10 protein-coding genes are annotated in these 17,020 nt (G+C 68.4%); 1 reads left to right on the forward strand and 9 read right to left on the reverse strand.

The window, feature by feature from the left end:
* Positions 1-7: 7 nt before the first annotated feature.
* The 6 genes from LJB74_RS02975 to LJB74_RS03000 form a co-directional block, all read right to left on the reverse strand.
* Positions 8-1,492 carry a class I SAM-dependent DNA methyltransferase gene (locus LJB74_RS02975; RefSeq protein WP_259307124.1) on the reverse strand — a complete coding sequence of 495 codons (1,485 nt, stop codon included), beginning with the start codon at positions 1,490-1,492 and terminating at the stop codon, positions 8-10.
* Between the two features lie 54 nt (positions 1,493-1,546).
* Complete coding sequence (locus LJB74_RS02980; protein ID WP_259307125.1) at positions 1,547-2,578, reverse strand: restriction endonuclease; 1,032 nt, start codon at positions 2,576-2,578, stop codon at positions 1,547-1,549.
* Positions 2,575-3,846, reverse strand: a complete 1,272-nt coding sequence (locus LJB74_RS02985) for a restriction endonuclease subunit S (protein ID WP_259307126.1) — start codon at positions 3,844-3,846, stop codon at positions 2,575-2,577. The genes LJB74_RS02980 and LJB74_RS02985 overlap by 4 nt, the downstream gene beginning before the upstream one ends.
* Positions 3,843-6,605: a DEAD/DEAH box helicase family protein gene (locus LJB74_RS02990; RefSeq protein ID WP_259307127.1), complete on the reverse strand. Its 2,763-nt coding sequence runs from the start codon at positions 6,603-6,605 to the stop codon at positions 3,843-3,845. The genes LJB74_RS02985 and LJB74_RS02990 overlap by 4 nt, the downstream gene beginning before the upstream one ends.
* Before the next feature lie 193 nt (positions 6,606-6,798).
* On the reverse strand, positions 6,799-7,761 hold the full coding sequence (locus LJB74_RS02995) for a hypothetical protein (RefSeq protein ID WP_259307128.1): 963 nt from the start codon (positions 7,759-7,761) through the stop codon (positions 6,799-6,801).
* Positions 7,762-7,895: 134 nt separating this feature from the next.
* The gene (locus LJB74_RS03000; RefSeq protein ID WP_259307129.1) at positions 7,896-9,635 is read right to left on the reverse strand and encodes a hypothetical protein; all 1,740 of its coding nucleotides are present in this window, start codon (positions 9,633-9,635) and stop codon (positions 7,896-7,898) included.
* A gap of 382 nt (positions 9,636-10,017) precedes the next feature.
* On the opposite strand from LJB74_RS03000, the gene LJB74_RS03005 reads away from it, so the two are divergent.
* Positions 10,018-14,388, forward strand: a complete 4,371-nt coding sequence (locus tag LJB74_RS03005; protein WP_259307130.1) for a hypothetical protein — start codon at positions 10,018-10,020, stop codon at positions 14,386-14,388.
* Between the two features lie 95 nt (positions 14,389-14,483).
* Here the strand turns inward: LJB74_RS03005 and LJB74_RS03010 are convergent, their stop codons facing one another.
* From LJB74_RS03010 to LJB74_RS03020, 3 genes are read right to left on the reverse strand one after another with little or no spacing between them, the layout of a single operon-like run.
* On the reverse strand, positions 14,484-15,974 hold the full coding sequence (locus tag LJB74_RS03010; protein ID WP_259307131.1) for a hypothetical protein: 1,491 nt from the start codon (positions 15,972-15,974) through the stop codon (positions 14,484-14,486).
* A complete protein-coding gene (locus LJB74_RS03015; RefSeq protein ID WP_259307132.1) occupies positions 15,974-16,624 on the reverse strand; it encodes a site-specific integrase in 651 nt (216 codons plus the stop codon). The genes LJB74_RS03010 and LJB74_RS03015 overlap by 1 nt, the downstream gene beginning before the upstream one ends.
* Positions 16,567-16,926 carry a hypothetical protein gene (locus tag LJB74_RS03020; protein WP_259307133.1) on the reverse strand — a complete coding sequence of 120 codons (360 nt, stop codon included), beginning with the start codon at positions 16,924-16,926 and terminating at the stop codon, positions 16,567-16,569. The genes LJB74_RS03015 and LJB74_RS03020 overlap by 58 nt, the downstream gene beginning before the upstream one ends.
* Between the last annotated feature and the right edge of the window lie 94 nt (positions 16,927-17,020).

Below are 17,020 nucleotides of genomic sequence, written 5' to 3' on the forward strand. Positions count from 1 at the left end.
GCCTCTCTCACCCATTGGTGGCTGCCGCAGCTTCCAGCGCCGCAGCGACCGCCTCGAACTCCGCAAGTGCCGCCGTGAGGTCCTCGACGATCTCGCGAGCGATGACCTCGGGTGCGGGCAGGTTGTCCAAGTCTTCGAGGGACTCGTCGCGCAGCCAGGTGATGTCGAGGTTGGCCTTGTCGCGGGCGACGAGCTCGTCGTAGGCGAAGGAGTGGAACCGCTCGGTCTCCACCCGCTCGGAGTGCGGGCGACCCGGTGCGTAGGAGTCGACGAAGTCATCAAGGTGCGCCCGCGTGAGGGTGTTCTGCTTGAGAGTGAAGTGCTGGTTGGTGCGCAGGTCGTAGATCCACAACCGCTCGGTCCACGGGCGCTCGGCCGCGGGCTTCTTGTCGAAGAACAGCACGTTGGCCTTGACCCCCTGGGCATAGAAGATCCCCGTGGGTAGGCGCAGCATCGTGTGCAGGTCAAAGTCGCGCAGCAGTCGGCGCCGCAGGACCTCACCGGCACCGCCCTCGAAGAGCACGTTGTCCGGGAGTACCACCGCGGCCCGACCGTTGATGTCCAAGATCGTGGCGATGTGCTGCAGGAAGTTCAGCTGCTTGTTGGAGGTCGTGACGACGAAGTCCTGGCGCTCGATCTCCCGGTCCTCGCGGACCTCGCGCCCGTCGGCACCCACCATCGTCATGGACGACTTGCGACCAAAGGGCGGATTCGACAAGACCACGGACCATCGGCGGCCCGGATCAGCGATCAGGGAGTCCTTGACCTCGATGAGCGACTCCCCGGTGGCCTCACCGATGCCGTGCAGCAGAAGGTTCATCGCGGCAAGCCGCGCCGTGCCGTCCACGAGCTCCACGCCGTGCACGAAGGTGTCGCGCAGATGCACTCGCTCCGGAGGAGTCATGGACTCGGCGCCACGCGAGGCGTAGGCGTGTGCGGCCAGCATCATGCCGGCCGTTCCGCAGGCGGGGTCGGTGCAGGTGTCGCTGACGGTGGGTTGCAGGCAATCCACCATGGCCTGAATGATCGAGCGCGGCGTGAAGTACTGGCCCGCGCCGGACTTCACATCCTCGGCCCCCCGCGACAAGAGCGATTCGTAGGCGTCGCCTTTGATGTCCACGCCGGCCTGGGACCACTGTTCGGCGTCGATCAGATCGTGGATGAGGCGCTTGAGCTTGGCCGGGTCTTGGATCCGGTTCTGCGCCTTGCGGAAGATCGTCCCCAGCGTCCCAGGCTGCCGGGCGAGCCCCAGCAAGATCCGGGTGTACTCGACCTCGAGCTGGACCCCGTCGGCGTCCAGGAGTCGCTGCCAGGAGAACTCTTCCGGTACGACCTGCTCGGGTCGCAGCGGGCGCGTCGCGCGCTCGTGCGCCATCTTGAGAAACAGCAGGTACGTCAGTTGCTCGGTGTACTCCAGCGTGCCGACACCGTCGTCGCGCAGCACGTTGCAGTACGACCACAGCTTGTCGACAAGTCGACGGGCGTCAGCCACTGTTCCGTTCTCCTTCTTCGGTTCGGATGAGGCTCATCAGCACGCGTTGCCGGTTCATGTGTCCGCTGCATCGTCCACGGCAAGCACCGACGTGAGCGGCATCCGCGCACGCCAGCCAGCCCCCAACGCGTCGTAGTGCTGAAGCACAAGACCGACGACGTCCTCTCCCGTGAGCAACCGCAGACCGCTGCGCTGACGCTCGATCGCCAACGCCTCCTTGCTGTAGCCGCCAAGAGTGACGAACAACGACAGCTCGCCTGGGCCCTGCGTGCCGATGAGCTGCTGGACCTCCGGGGCGCCGATGGTCCCCGTCAGGTGCTTGCACTGCACCTTGATCAACGGCGGTTCGACACCCAGCAGGTCGCGGTGAGCGATCACGTCCACACCGCCGTCCTGCGAGTACGCCGTCACGCGCGCCTGGTAGCCCAGCGCGCGCAGCAGATCGGCCGTGAACTCCTCGAACTCCCGGTGACTGAGCCGGTGGTGGAGCGTCTCGAGAACGAAGTCTCGCGTGTGCCTGTCAATACGCGAGGCGCGCGGCTCATCCGAGACCTCGTCGACCGCCGTCGCCTCGGCGACAGCCTCGACCGTGCGAGTCACGTCCTCCACCGACGCGCCCTCCGCTGCGGAGAGGGCCGCGCGGAACTCGTCGTCGTGCTTACGGATCCCGAAGACCGTCAGGAACGCGCCGAGCTCGTACAAGGCAGGCTGAGAGAACACCGTCCGCGAGACACCCACCCTCTTCCATTCCACGCGGCGGCGGTTCCGGTGGGTCTCGGCGCCCGGCACGAACTCGTAGTCGCCCGAGACGACGCCGAGGCTGATCGTGCTGTCGGGCTTGTAGGGCGCGACCACGATGTCACCCGGCTGCATCTCGTCCCTGAACCGGATGAGGATCCCGGCCCACCCGGCGATCGCGTTGGGCCTGCGGTCCGGGAACGTGCGGGACAGGACGGCCTTGATCTCCTCTCGGGTGCCGCCGATCTCCCGGAGGTCGCCCAGTTCGTCCCAGCCGATGCTGACGAACCCTTCGTCGACGAGTTCCGTCGTGAGCGTGTCGTTGTGGACGCCCCACACGTTCGTCATACCGAGACCATCTCCTCTGCGCGATCGAGATCGGACGTGCGACCGGTGAGGCGGCCCGCGAACGCGGCGGCGAGCAATGCGCGCCGGAGGGATGCCCCCCGCTTTGCTGACGTCAAGATGGCCGCTTCGAGGCCTGTCAAGTCGGAGTCCACGTCTTCGGCGCGCGAGACGATCTGGCGTTGCGTCGCGAGATCGGGAACTGGCACTCGAAGGCTCGAGATCGCCCCTTGGTCGATCTTCGGCATCGAGCCTGCAAGGCCCTTTGCCCTCGACCGCAGGGCTCTGTGGGCCCGCTCGCTTTGCATTGCCAGACACAGGTACTCCGGCTCGACGCGCGAGGTGTCCGTGCGGAGGCGGATCAGGAGATCGGGGAAGATCGCCCAGTTGCGTGGTCCGCGGTAGATGGCCGTCGAACCAACAAGATCTGGGGTGTTTGAGCGTTGGACGAGGATGTCGCCCGGCTCCAACCAGAGGTCGCGTACGCGCTCGGGTGACGCACTCGTGATCTTGCTGAACTCGTCGGTGAACGTTCGTCGAGTAACCGCCGTCAGCGTCAGCGTCCTGATGCCATTGCCGGCAAGCGCTCGCGCGGAGTGGCCGTTTCGCATCACCTCCCGCAGGAGATCGCCCACCGAGGCGAGTCTGGCTTCGGGCGTCCAGATCGCCTGATCCGTGATCGATCGCGCGAGCGCCGCAGCCCTGGCCTTGCTCGACTCGAGGCTGTCTGCAGCCGCGTCGAGTCGGGAGAGGTGGTCTTCGAGGATGTCGACGATCCGCCGCTGCTCGTCGAAGGGCGGGAGAGGCACGATGGTGTCCTCGACGACCCGCGCCTTCAAGTTGTTGATGTTAGTTCCACGGGCCGCGGCACTCCAGGAGTCCCTTACATGCTGAGAGGCTACGAAGTGCGCGAGGTATCTGGGATGCACGCTCTCCCGCGGCCGGATCGCGAGACAGAACGCGCCGAAGGTTCCTTCCCACTCCGTCAGGAGCTGTCGACTTTTGCCTACGACCGAGATCGAGCCGCTCGACGAGGCGACCACAATGTCATTGCGACGCAGGACCTGAAGCGGCTTGACCACCTCGGCAGGCACGTACACCAGATCTGCGACGAGCTCCAGCCGGTCCGTGATGTTGGTCGCCCGAAGGAGCGGAATCCGACCCGGCGCAGGTTCGCTACTTGCTTGGCGCTTCTCGTACGTCACGCCACGATGCGTTGTCGCGACGTCACGTAGCGGCGCGGCGGTCCATTGAGCCGGAAGTTCGATCACGCGGTGAGCTCCGTGTTCAGTTCGTCGATGAGGCCGGCCGCTCGGGTGCCGAGGTCGCGGATGGCGCCGTCGACTCCGCCGCGTTCAGTGAAGGGTGCGGCGTCGAGGTCGTTGTCGCTGATCCCGGCAGAGGAGGCGATGACGTCGGCCATGTTGTCTAGCCACCATCGTTCGGTCGCTGTGTACGTCACCCCTGCCTGTGCCTGCTGGGCGAGCCACCCGGCGTAGCGAACATGCACCCGCTGGGCGTAGGGGATGAGCGTGTCGTCCGCCCCAAGGGTGAACCGCAGGAGGGAGACCATGTCGGTGAGGCGGGCGTGGTCGTTGTGGGTGACGCGTCCGGCTTCGACGGTCTCGTAGGCGGCCCAGACGGTGTCGATGGTCCAGTTGTGGGGTGGGCGGGCGATGCGGTCGGCGAGTTCCTTGAGGGAGGCGAACGGCACGCGTCGGGCCTTGGCTTCTCCGAGGATCTGGATGGCGGTGATCTCGTCGCGGTGCTCGTCGAGGTAGGCGCGCCAGGACTCGACGATGCCTCGTGCGCGCTGGGGGTCGATGACCCCGTGGGCGTCGAGGAGGGTGTCGACGGTGACCTCGTCGAGGACGCGGTCGTGGGACTGGCGCAGTTCGAGGATGCGGGCGCGCAGTTCGGGGTTGCCGGCCATGGGTTCGACGGCGCGTTCGACAAGCTCGGCTATGACGGCGGCGGGTTCGGTGCCTGGGGAGGCAGCGATGGCGTCGGCCTGGCGGTCGGGGTCGACGGCTTCGACCAGTCCGCGGATGACGTCGCGCAGGTGCGCACCGGCGACCTGGTCGAGTTCGGCGCGCTCGTCGGGGGTGAGTTGGAGTTCCAGGGCGGAGAGCCGGGAGGCGAGGGTGGCGGTCTCGGCTTCGGTGATGGTCAGGGTGGCGACCTTGTCGAGGAGCTTCTTCAGGGAGATGCCCTTGTCGCGGTTCAGGGGTGGTTCGACGAAATCGTGCTCGGTGACGCCGACGGCGTCGACGATGACGAACCGGGTCTTGGTCTGCGCGTCGGGGGTGACGGCTTGGAAGTCGGCTGCGGGGATGGTGCGTGCGCCGCGGCCCTTCATCTGCTCGAAGTACTGCGCTGAGCGCACGTCACGCATGAAGAACACGCACTCCAACGGTTTCACGTCGGTGCCGGTGGCGATCATGTCAACGGTCACCGCGACACGCATGGACGCCGAGGTGCGGAAGGACTGCAGGTGACCCTTGGGGTCCCTGGCGGCGTAGGTGATCTTCGCGGCGAAGTCGTTGCCCTTGCCGAAGACCTCGCGCACGGTGGTCACGACCTGTTCGGCGTGGGCGTCGTCCTTGCAGAAGATCAGCGTCTTCGGGACGGCGGTGCGGCCGGGGAAGATCTCGCCCATCCGGTCCCGATAGGTCTCCAGGACCAACCGGATCTGGGACATGGACGTCACCGCGCGGTCCAGCTGCGGGGCGGTGTACTCCAGGTCTTCGTCGAGTTCCTCGTAGCGCTGGACCCGGGTGCGGCGGTCGACCTTCGGCACGACGGTGCCGGCCTCGATTCGCCCGCCCTGCTCGGTGGTCTGGGTGCGGATGCGGTAGATGTCGAAGTCGACGTTGACGCCGTCGGCCACCGATTGGGGGTAGGTGTACTCCGAGACGAGGTTCTGCTGGAAGAACCCGAAGGTCTGCTTGCCCGGTGTGGCGGTCAACCCGACGATGTGGGCGTCGAAATACTCCAGCACCCCGCGCCAAACCCCGTAGATGGACCGGTGGGCCTCGTCGACGATGATCAGGTCGAACGTCTCGGGCGGCAGGTCGGAGCTGTAGGAGACCTCGACGGAAGCCTCGGGCACGTAGTCGTCCAGGTTCGGGTCATCCTCGCCGGGCACCTCGCGCCCGGTCAGTGCCCGGTGGACGCGCTGAATGGTGGAGATCACGACGTTGGAGCTCTCCAACATCCCGGCTGAGGAGAGCTTGTCGACGGCGTAGAGCTCGGTGAAACGGCGACCGTCGTCGGGGGTGCGGTAGTTGCCGAACTCCGCGAGGGTCTGGTCGGCGAGGTTGTTGCGGTCCACCAAGAACAGGACCCTGCGGAACCCGCCGTGCTTGAGCAGCCGGTAGGACTGCGTCACCGCGGCATACGTCTTGCCGGCGCCGGTGGCCATCTGGATCAAGGACCGGGAGAAGTGCTGCTCGGCCAGGGCACGTTCGACGCCCATGACGGCATCGATCTGCGCGGGGCGCAGCGGCGCGGTGTCCAGCGACGGCAGGGTGCGGACCTTGGCGCGCCATGTCGGGTGCTCGGGGTCGGTCTCGGCGTCACGCAGCGCCCGTGCGAGCGTGGCGGGCTTGGGGAAGGAGAAGATGCGCCTGGCCCTGGGATCAGGGTCGTAGCCGTTGGTGAAGTGGGTCTCGGTGCCTGAGGCCTCGAACACGAACGGCAGGCGCCCGGCAACGGTGGTGGCCTTGACCCGGTGGGTCTCGGGCAGTCCGGTGGCGTACATCGCTGACTGCCACTCCACACCCGACAGGGTGGTGCCCTGGGGTTTGGCCTCGATGACACCGACGACGCGCCGCTCGACGTAGAGCAGGTAGTCCACGCGCCCGTGCCCGGGGGCCATGACAACCTCGCGAACCGCGATGCCGGTCCCGGCGAGCAGGTTCAGCTCGTGGCGGTCCTGGACGAGCCAACCTGCAGCGGTGAGCTGGGCGTCGATGAGGACCCGGGCACGTTGTTCCGCCTGCAGGCGAGACGCGTTTTCCACGGGCACGCCCCCAAGGTAGTCGCCGCCTGCTGCTCAGGTGGCCATCGAGGTCATCGGCACGTTCGGGCGAGGTCTGTACGACGCGGCGGCGGACGCAGGTGTCGTGTCACCTCCTTGCTGCGTCCGGTGAGTTGGGGTGGCTGTCGCGCGTGCGGCGTTGTTGGCTCTGCAGTTGTCAAGGTGCATACAGATGAGGGGCCTAGAACGCTTCGACCGGGGTGACGTCCTGGGCGATCTCGCTGCGTATGTCGGCGAGCCGTGCGGTGGCATCCAGGTCACGTCCGGACTTCTCCGTGGCGGCCTCGGGGCCTTCGATGAACCAGGTGTGCCGGATGCGCCAGGCGCGGGGGCTGGCGGGGGAAACGTCGCCCTCGTTGATCTGCACGGCGTCCATGAACCGGGACATGATGCCGCTTACCGAGGCGGCAGCGGCAGCCGAGCCGGGCTTGTTGGTGCGCGGGCAGTAGGAGAGCGTGTCGCGCGGACGACGCGCAGGGTCCTGGGACATCCGCTCGGCCAGGATCGCGGTGTGGAACTCCTCCAGGGGAAGCAGGCGGGCGTTGAGGCCCTGGTGGTGGCCGGCGGCCTGCACGAGCGGGCACTCGGGGCTGTCATCGATGTCCGCGCCGGTGACTTGGGTGGTCTCCGTGGGTGTCAGGCCGGCGTCGCACAACGCAAACACCGTGGCGCCCTGGCTGGTGGACAAGTCCGCGATACGGATGGCGGCCAGGACGCGCAGCAGGGTGATCTCGTCGTCGGTCAGGGGCCGGTCACGGGACTGGGAGCGCTGCTTGAGTCTGGGGATGCACGCAAGGACGGGGCGGGTGTCGACCCCGACCATGGCCGCGGCAGCCAGGATGACGGTGATCGCGGTGTTGCGGTACAGGTGCAGCTGGTCGCGGACCGCCAGGGCGGGGTAGCCGGTCACGTTCTTCTGCCCTGTCAGGTGGGCCAGCACGGCGGGGAGCTTGGTGAGCAGGGCACCGGTATTGAGGATGCCCAGATCGGTGGCGGCCTGCGTGATCTCGTTCCAGGTCTGGACCAGGGTCGGGTGGTGATGGTCGAGGGTCACGGCGTGGGCGGCAGCGAAGACCTCGAACTCTCCGAGGAGCTCGCGCAGGGGAATGGCTGCGGCGGTGGGGCTCAGGGGCGCGCTGGACATGGTGTGCTCCGGGTGTGCGGCGGGTCAGGACCCGGTCACTGGTCCGTTACCGCCACCCGCGCGCAATCCCCGCACACACCAGATGCCCGCCCTCCCCGAAGGGAAGACGGGCATCTGGTGCGTGCGGGGGGCGCTCAGCCGAGGGAGGCGGCCCAGGTGTTGGAGTTGTTCACGACAGCCGCGAGCAGGAAGTCCAGCTCCTGACCAGCAGCAGTGATGCTCGCTGCGCGTGCACGCGCCTTGCCGGGCAGGGACCTCTTGAACCAGGCGTTGTAGGACTCGGAGGTGTTGCGGGCGGTCTCGACCGCGCCGTACCGCTCCCGGTCGATCCGGGGCACGGGACGAAGGCGCCACCCCAGGGTGTCGGCCGGTGCACGGTCAGACTCCTTGTCCGTGCGGTGGAACCGGCGGTCCTGCGGGTGCCAGAGGTTGGTGTAGGTGAACGGACCGTGCTCGCAGGGCACCTGGTAGGTCATCTCGCGCCCGAAGGTCCCCCCGGGTGCCCGCACGGCGCGAGCTGACGTGCAGCGCAGGTAGGCGCCCTTGACGACCGCGTCGTTCACGGCGTCAAACGCGCACACGAACAGCGCACCGTCGTCCATGACCAGGTCGTGGGAGCACACGACCCCACCCGGCCCGGTGTGCTGGGCGGTCAGGAACTCGAAGTACCCGTAGTTGACGTCGAAGCTGGGCTGGTCCTTGATCTGGATGGCCCGGGGGTACACCGAGGTCCCCACGGGCTGGGGACGGTTGCCCGCGAACACCTTCTCCAGGATGTCGTTGCGCAGGATCCGGCGCACGTATTCGTGGCGCGTGTCCGCGCCCTTCTCGGCGGCCAGTGACGCCACGCGCTTGGTCAACGCATCCCCCGCACGTGCAGCGTCTGCGCTGCTGGAGGCCCCCACCTTGCCCAGAACCTGGATACGGTGGGCAGCCATCAGGTAGTCCACGTGCCACCCGGTCAGCGCACCGTCGTAGACCACCGTGTGCACCCCATCACCGGCGCGAGCGACGATCTGATCGATGAGGTCCAGGGCGGTCCACTGCTCGGCGCCGAGCTCACGCCCGACGCCCAGCACGATCGACCCGAACGGGGTACGTGTGCGAAAGGACACGAAGTTGATGCCGGCGATGGCCTTACCGTCGACGTGCATCACGCGCACCTCACGCTGGATCTTCGCTCTTTCGGGTTCGAGGGCCCGGCTGCCGATCAGGATCGGCTTCTTGGTGAGCGGGTGGATCACCTCGCGCACGTCGCTGAACGGTTTGACGATCGTCCCGTCGCCCTCGATCATGTGACGCACATCGACCTCGGTCCAGTCCGGTTCACACCCCGCGCCCAGGCTCCCCAACCGGCGGGCCTGGCGCACCGCCACATCAGTGAACGTGTCCTTCAACGCGTCCAGCGTTCCCGTGCGCCCGGTGATCTTCGACTGCAGGTGCATCACGTGGTCACGTGTGGGAGGGAGGTCCGCGACCGGCTCGGCCTCCGGCAGGCGTGCGTAGGCCGCGCAGCACCGTTCCCACGTGTCCCCGTCAGCCAACGTCGTGATCGCCGAGGACAGCGAACCGGTCACGCGGGCAGTGGCGGCCGCGGCTAGGAGCAGCCGCGCGGGGTAGTGCGTCTTGCGGCCCTGCGGGCCGCGCCGGCTGGCGTCGGAGGCGTCCAGGGTCCGACCCAGATCGATCAGCCCGGGGTACTGGAACAGGTCGACGATCTGCTCCACGTCCGCGCGCCGGCTCGTGCCGGTCGTACGAACCAGATCCGCACGGGACCGGGAAGCCTGCACCGGTACGACCCCGGCGGAGCGCGAGTGGTGGGCGAAGTTCGCCGGGTCGAGGGCGGTCACAGTGCCGATGGTGGTGGCGTGCATGGTCAGTTCCTTCGGGTCGAGTGCGGTATTTCCGCTGGTCAACACCCTCTCCAGGAACAGGCGGCGGGCACATCGGTCCATTGCCCGAAATCCGGACCTGTCATCCGTCGGAGCCCCTCCGGCGAAAGACCCAGAGCCTCGGTCGAAAGACCGAGGAGCAACAGGGGCGAACCGGATACCGAAGGACGAAACGACGCGCTCCGAACGCTGCGCTGATGGTGCCGCCGGCCCCAGTTCCGACGGCCCCCGGAGTGTGATCTCCCTCACGCCCGGTGGGCAAGTGGTCCCCGGCCGACTTCGGAGCACGGCGCCGGGTGCGGGCGCGCGCCAGACGCGCACGGTGCCGCCTAGGCTGGCTTCCCAGAATGGGAAGGGATCCGAGGTGTTGTTCTCGATCAGGGTCGCCCGCGACGTTATGCCGCTTGGCGGTGAGTACTACGTAGACGACGATGGCTTTCGGTTCGACACCGTCGGGGTAGACGCGCAGGCTCTCGCCGACATCGCACCGACCACTTCGCTAGCCATTCTGGGCGAGCCCGGCATCGGCAAGACGGGGGCGCTGCTCGAGCTGACTGCCAGCGACGAGAACGTCATCGTCATCGCCCTGGGCACCGTCGCCGATGTACGGGACCTGCGGGACGAACTCGATGCAGTAGATGCTGCGGTGGCCAAGGGCATCACCCCGGACCGCATCACGCTCGTCCTTGATGGCGTCGATGAGTGCCCGATCCCGCCCAAGACCCTGATTCGCAACATCGAAGACACGCTGCAACGGCACCATGCGCCGCGAGTCGTTCTCGGTTGCCGGACCGCTGACTGGCCGGAGTCCCTCGGCCACCGGCTGCAGGCCCTGTTGCCCAACTTCGAGGTGGTCGAACTCCTCCCGCTTGGACGTACCGACATCGCCACTCTGGCGGCCACCCGCGGTGTCAACGGCGGCGCCTTCCTGACTGCTGTGAATGAGGCGGCGGCGGTGCCACTGGCCGTACTCCCGCTGACCTTGGACCTGCTGCTGGTCGCCTATCAGCAGGCCGGGCAGCTGCCCGCCTCCGCCACCGAGTTGTACGAGCAGGGGCTGTTGGCGCTCGTCGAGGAGCCCGACTCAGATCGGGAGCCCGGCAAGAAGCCAGTTGGCAGCGCTCCGCAACGGCTCGCGGTCGCCGCAAAGCTCGCCGCGTACACGATGCTGTGCGGTCGCAGCGCGATCGCACGAGATGCCCCCGCCGGCGCCGGCGAACTGCTCGCGGGCGCGCTCTCCGCCGGCACTGAGCCCATCGACGGCGGCGACCTCACCATCACCGACGAACTCCTCCGCGCCACGCTCACCACTGCCCTGTTCACCGGCCGCGGTGCCGGCCGGCTCGCGGTCGTGCACGCCAGCATCGCGGCCTACCTCACCGCTCGTTACCTCACGGCGCACGCCGTTCCCGAGCACCAGCTTCGCGCCCTGCTCACCCGCACCAACAGCCTGGGCCGTACTCGGGTGCCGTCCCGGTTGCGCGAGACCGCCGCTTGGCTCGTCGCGCTCGAAGCCGACCGCAATGGCTGGATCGTCGCGGTCGATCCGGAAGCCCTCGCCGAGCACTCTGGGCTGGTGAACGTCGCCGCCGTGCGACGCGCCCTGGTGGACTACCTGCTGGACACTCCCAACCCGGAGTTGCGTACCGCTCGACGACGCTGGCGACTGGGGCACTCTGGACTGGCCGTGCAGCTCCGTCCGGCGCTGCATGCGCCGCTGACCCAGGACGACGGTGCCCACCTCGGGCAACCGGTGCTCCGGCGAGCCCAAGTCGCGGTCGAGATTGCCCGACGCGGCGGCGGACTCGACTCGGTCCCCGACCTCGTCGACCTGCTGCTCAGCAGTACCACCGACTCGTACTTGCGGTCCTCGGCGGCATACGCGCTCATCGACCTCGACGCCAGCACCGCTGCGCAGACCCTACGCTCGGTCCTCGATGAGGTCACCACGCACCCCGACCATGATCCGGACGACGAGCTGCGCGGCCTCGCGTTGCAGACGAACTGGCCGGACACCCTCACCGCCACTGAACTCGTCGACGCCCTGACCCACCCGCAGCGAAGAGACTTCTTGGGCACCTACGCCTTCTTCCTGTTCGAGGGCCGGTTCCTCGACGACGTCGGCGACCAGGTCATCACCGACCTCATGAGGGAGATCACTCCTGACTTCGACGGCGACGGCGAGGGCGCGGGAGGCGGGTGGGTCGATGAGCAAGACCCAGTCAGCGACGCGGCATCCGCCCGTCCGCTCCCCCTGCTCACCGGTCCTCGACGCGGCGAGCGGGTCATGACCAAGCTGCTCGACCGCGCGCTCGCCAGCGCGCAACTAGACGTCATGGTGGACGAAGTCGGATGGCTACTTGCCGCTGGTGTCCGACACCATCACAGCGTCGCCGTTCCTGCACGCTTCTCCGATTCCGGCGATCGAGAGAACCCCCAAAATGAGCAGCTTCGCCACGCCTTGGTGCTCGCGGCACTACGGCACATTCCAGCAAAGCAGGCAGGGCTGCTCGTGCTCAGGGTGCTCGGCGGAACGCCATGGCTTCTGAAGTCCACCGACCTCGAGTGGCTGCTCTCTCTAGGTGGAACAGAGTGGGAGGCGCACGCAGCGCAGCTGATTCGGTTCGTTTTCGACATCACCGACACTCGCCAGCAAGAGCTTGTGTGGGCCCATCGCGGCGAGCCGATCTTCGAAGACTCCGTCGCGCACTGGTTCCGCGCGGTCGACCTCGACAGCCCGCAGGCCGATCTGATGCGCGAGGAACACGAGTGGTCGCTCTCGCGCGACCGCACCTGGGAAGGCGCCGCCGCACACGAGTCGGCGCTCCGCGCCGCCTGGGCGCAGTGCGAACGAAGCGAGCTCGATGGATTCCTCGTGCTGTGTGAGCGACTTCGAGTCGACCCTACGAGCGGTCGGGTCACCGACACCGACGACTTGACCTCGTGGCCCGGCTACTCGTACCTCACTGTCGACGAGGCGGTCCTGCGCGCCGCCGCCGAGAGCTACCTGCGCAGCGGCAACACAGGCGGCGACGGATGGCTCAAAGCGATCGGCACCATGCCGATCCGCGCCTTCGCTGGTTACGTTGCCTTGGCGTACCTCGCGCGGCGCCCAGACGGCGACTCCCGACTGGATGCACTGCCCGCAGAGGTGTGGCGACGGTGGACACCGGCGATCCTCGGGTTCTTCACCGGACACTGTGATCCCGCGGTGCGGGCGACCCTGAAGCAGAAGGCGCAACAGCGCGTGCCCGATGACTACCGGGAGTGGGTGCTGCGCCGCCTTGAAGTGAAGGTCGATTCCGGCCGGGCCCTGGACCCAGCGGACGACTTCACCGGCGAGTACGACGACACGATCGGCGATCACCTTGACGCCGTGCTGCACGGCATCGTGGACACCGTCGCCAGCATCGTCGCCGCCCTTGACAAGCCATCCGAGCCTTCCGACGGCCCGCAGCAATTGCGACCATCCGAGATCGACCTACGCCCGACGTTGTCCATCGCGCGCAGCAACGCCATGCAGCTCGCGCGCTTCCTCGCACCGCGCCGCGACCGCACCGCGGTGTGGTTGCGCGAACTCGCCGAGTGCGCGGGTGCCGCCCGCGTCGAGACACGGGTGCTGGCCACCGAAGTGCTACTTCCCATGGGCATGCTGAACTGGGACGACGTCTTCGCGCGCATGCAGGGCGACGAGGACTTCGGTACTGCAATGGCTGTCGTCTTCGCCCGCGAGCGCGGCGACGAGGTTGCCACACCGCACCTGGCGGCCGAGCAGCTGGCTGAGCTGTGGCGGTGGCTCGACGAGCGATGGAGTAGCCAGACCGACACCCTCGTGAACGGTTTCGTCTCCGACGATCAGCGCGTCCGGGACTGGCGCAACAGCATCGTCGCCGAGCTGCAGGCACGAGCCACACCCGATGCGTTGGCCGCGTTGGCCGGGCTCGTCGACAGCCGCCCCGACAACTACCGGCTGCAGGCGGCGCTCGCCGATGCCGAGGCACGTGACTACGACGGGAACTGGCAGGGCGTCGAGATCGCGGAGCTGACCGCACTACTGGCCAACGGGCGGCGCACCTTGGTCAACGACGACGACGCGCTCTATCGGGCCGTGCTCGCCTCGCTGGAGCGGTTCGCCGTCCGGATGCGCGACATCGGTCAGACGCTGTGGAACGAGAGCCGTCCCGCGGGGTCCGCGAATGGCGAGGCCAGGGTCTGGAATCCGAAGTACGAGTCCGCTGTGTCCGCCGCGCTGAGAGACCACCTCAAGCAGGAGTTCGGTGAGCAGCTCGTCGTCAACCGCGAGGTGCTCGTCAAGCAGACCACCAGCAAGGGGCACGGGCTCTCCGTCGACGTTCTGCCGACGTCAACCGAAGCCGACGCGGGCCATCATCTGCCGACCTGCCCGATCGAGGTGAAGGGCTGCTGGAACCCGAAGCTCCTCACCGACCTGCAGGCCCAGCTCGTCACCGACTACCTGCCTGCCACGGGCGCGACACGTGGCATCTACCTGTGCGCCTGGTTCCCGATTGGGCAGTGGGACGACTTCGACGATTCACGACGCGCGACGGCGGCGGCGCGTGACCGGGATCAGGTCGCACAGAGCCTCGCCGACGCGGCGCGAGTCGCCGCGCAGTCCGGCGAGATTGAGGTCGCCGCGGTCGTGATCGACATCCCGAGGCCGACGCCTTCGTCCCGGGCGGCGGGCGCGTCCACAGGCGGCAACCAGGCTTCCTGACTGCACCCGGCCAGCCGGCGCTTCTCGGTGTCTCGTGCCATGCCTGATGGGCTCCACGGAGCCCTGCACGGGAGACTCGATGGCGACCGGATGGCTCATGCGACGGCGTGCAGATGGTTGTGGTGGGTGGCGCGGTTGCGGGCGCGGTAGTCGTTGCGGGCGTTGTGCAGGACGGCGAAGGCGAGGACGTCCAGGAGTTGTCGTCGCCCTCCCAGGCTCATGGCGCGGTCGACGAGCAGGGTGCGCTTGAGCTGGGCGTTGAAGGACTCGGCGTCGTTGCGCAGCCCATACAGGGTCTCGAAGTCGGCTTCTCCTTCGGCGATGACGCGCACGGCGTCGGCGCGCTTGTGGTCGGTGTCGGTGGGTGCGCCGTGGGGGGTGACCCAGGCGGTGAAGTTCCCGCTCGGGCACGCCACGGTGTAGGCGACGCTGAAGTGGTAGCGCCCGGAGGCCCGGCGGGGGCGTTTGACCTGGGTGCGGTCCAGTGCACCCAGGACGACGAGCTTGCCGGAGTCGTCCAGAGTGATCTCCGATACCGCGCCGTCGACAGCCGCCAGGTGGTGGGTGCAGGCCCCGGTGGGGGTCTCGTGCTCCCAGGTGCCCAGGGTGTGCCAGCGGGGGGTGGTGGTCTTGCCGCGGCGGGTCGCGGTGCGCGCGGAGGCGTGGACCTTGTTGATGACCACGACGCCGGCGCGGGTCATGATCTCGTCGATGTGGACCCCGCGCATGGCCCCGTCGTACACGAGGGCCTGAATGCCGGGCCCGGCGATGTGGTGCAGGGGCCAGAACGCGCTGACGGCAGTTTCGGCTTCTTGTCCGGGGCGCGGGACGCGGTCCACCGCGAGCACGACGCGTTGGTGGGGTCCAGGTCCCCGGACCGACCAGGCGACGAAGTTCTGCCCGTGCACGGGCCCGGCGTGCCCGTGGTAGAGCGCGCCGTCGGGGTCGAACCGGCGGGTCGGGGCGTCGGCGGGTTTGCCGTTCGCGTCCAGGTAGGTAACCTTCTCCAGGCCGGTGACCGGGTCGGTGGTGCGTTCGGCCGCTGGTGGGCGGTACATGGGGCGCACCACGGTCCCGTCGCCGTAGATGGTCCGGGTGGGGTGCGGGTGGCACAGCGATCCCCCGCCACCCGGGTCCAGCAGGCCCATGGCGTGGGCCTGGTCCACGGCGCACCGGGTGAACTCCGCGAGCATCGCGACCAGCACGTCGGGGTCGGTCAGGTGCCGGTCGCGGGCGTAGCGGTAGGCGTCCCAGTGCGGCGGGTTGGGGCCGGGGGGTGCGATGTCCAGGTCGGGGAACATGCGTGTGGCGGTGGTGATGGCGGCGGTGACCACGGCCCACAGGTCCGGGTCGGTGAGCTCGTGTGCGGTGCGTGCCCCGGACCGAAAGACCCGAGACAGTGCCGCGTACCCGAGCAGCAGGTACGTGGGGAACGCGCGGGGGCGTCCGACGCGGTCCTTGGCCGGGACGGCGGCGGCGATCTCGTACAGGGCGCGGTGGGTGAACACCGCGGTGAGCTGTTGGGGTGTGGTCAACGCGGCCGGGGCGGTGCGCCGGCGCACAGGTAGAGCGGCGGTGGTGTTCATCAGCGCTGGGCCTCCTTGGCGGTCCAGTTCAGGGCGATGTCCGTCGCGGTCGGGTTCAGCGACCGGTGCCCGAGCAGCACGGCGACCTGCTCCAGGGGCATCCCGGCGTCGTACGCGCTGCGACCGGCCCAGTGGCGCAGCGACGACGGGCGCACGTCAGGCTCTGCGCCCAGCCCGGCGGCGTACATCACCTCACGCAGCGCGTTGCACACCGAGGACTGCGCCTTGGCGCCGTCCGGGGCGGCGGCGCCCCCGTAGGCGAGCAGCGTCTGTGGCCCGCCGGTCCCGGCTCGGGTGAGCAACTCCACCCGGTAGGTCAGGACGTGTCGGGCCCACCCGGTCAGGGGGACCTCGCGGGGGTTCACCCGCCGAGTGCCAGGCAGACGCACCCGGGTCGGGTCTTCGGGGTCGTCCAGGTCGCCGATGCGCACCTGGGTGATCTCCGAGCTGATGGCCCCGGCCTCCCCCAGGGCCCATGCGCTCGCACGCGTCCACCCGCGCCGCCCCGGCAGGGTCTGGGCGCAGGCCCGGCACAAGGTGACCTCCTCGGGGGTCAACGGCCGGGCGACCTGTTGCCCTCGTGGGGGCAGGGTCAGGTCCAGCGTCGGGTCCCCCACGTCGTAGCGCAGCTGACGCAACGTCCGGTACAAGGTGCGTACCGCGGTGCGCCGAAAGTGGCGGGTGGGAACCTCCGGGGGCGCCCGTCCGCTAGGGGTGCCAGCACGAACGCCGCAGCCTGGCCGGGCGCGACCTGCGTGAAGGACCTGACGCCCTGGGCGCTCAGGCGCCCAGCGAACCGGTGGACCGTCTCGGTCATCTTCACCAACGTCAGTGGGGTGTGGACCTGGCTGGCCTTCCACACCAAGAGCACCTCGTCGAGCTCGTCGGCCATCGTGGAACCGGTCACCCGACCGGTGTCCTCAAGGCCCTGGAACGGCACACGTCGTGCCATGGGGAGTCACCTCCGGCGCCGAGGCACCCACGGCCCCGCAACGCACCGGCACCGTGACCGCCCCACCGGCCCTGACATTGGCCGCCCGCACCAC

This window comes from Cellulomonas sp. P24 (assembly GCF_024704385.1).
In the GTDB taxonomy this organism is placed as follows: Bacteria; Actinomycetota; Actinomycetes; order Actinomycetales; family Cellulomonadaceae; genus JAJDFX01.

Excerpts from the sequence above, each read along its gene's own strand:
- LJB74_RS02980 (WP_259307125.1), bottom strand. The coding sequence starts at position 2,578 with ATGACGAACGTGTGGGGCGTCCACAACGACACGCTCACGACGGAACTC.
- LJB74_RS02995 (WP_259307128.1), bottom strand. The coding sequence starts at position 7,761 with ATGTCCAGCGCGCCCCTGAGCCCCACCGCCGCAGCCATTCCCCTGCGC.
- LJB74_RS03000 (WP_259307129.1), bottom strand. The coding sequence starts at position 9,635 with ATGCACGCCACCACCATCGGCACTGTGACCGCCCTCGACCCGGCGAAC.
- LJB74_RS03010 (WP_259307131.1), bottom strand. The coding sequence starts at position 15,974 with ATGAACACCACCGCCGCTCTACCTGTGCGCCGGCGCACCGCCCCGGCC.
- LJB74_RS03020 (WP_259307133.1), bottom strand. The coding sequence starts at position 16,926 with ATGGCACGACGTGTGCCGTTCCAGGGCCTTGAGGACACCGGTCGGGTG.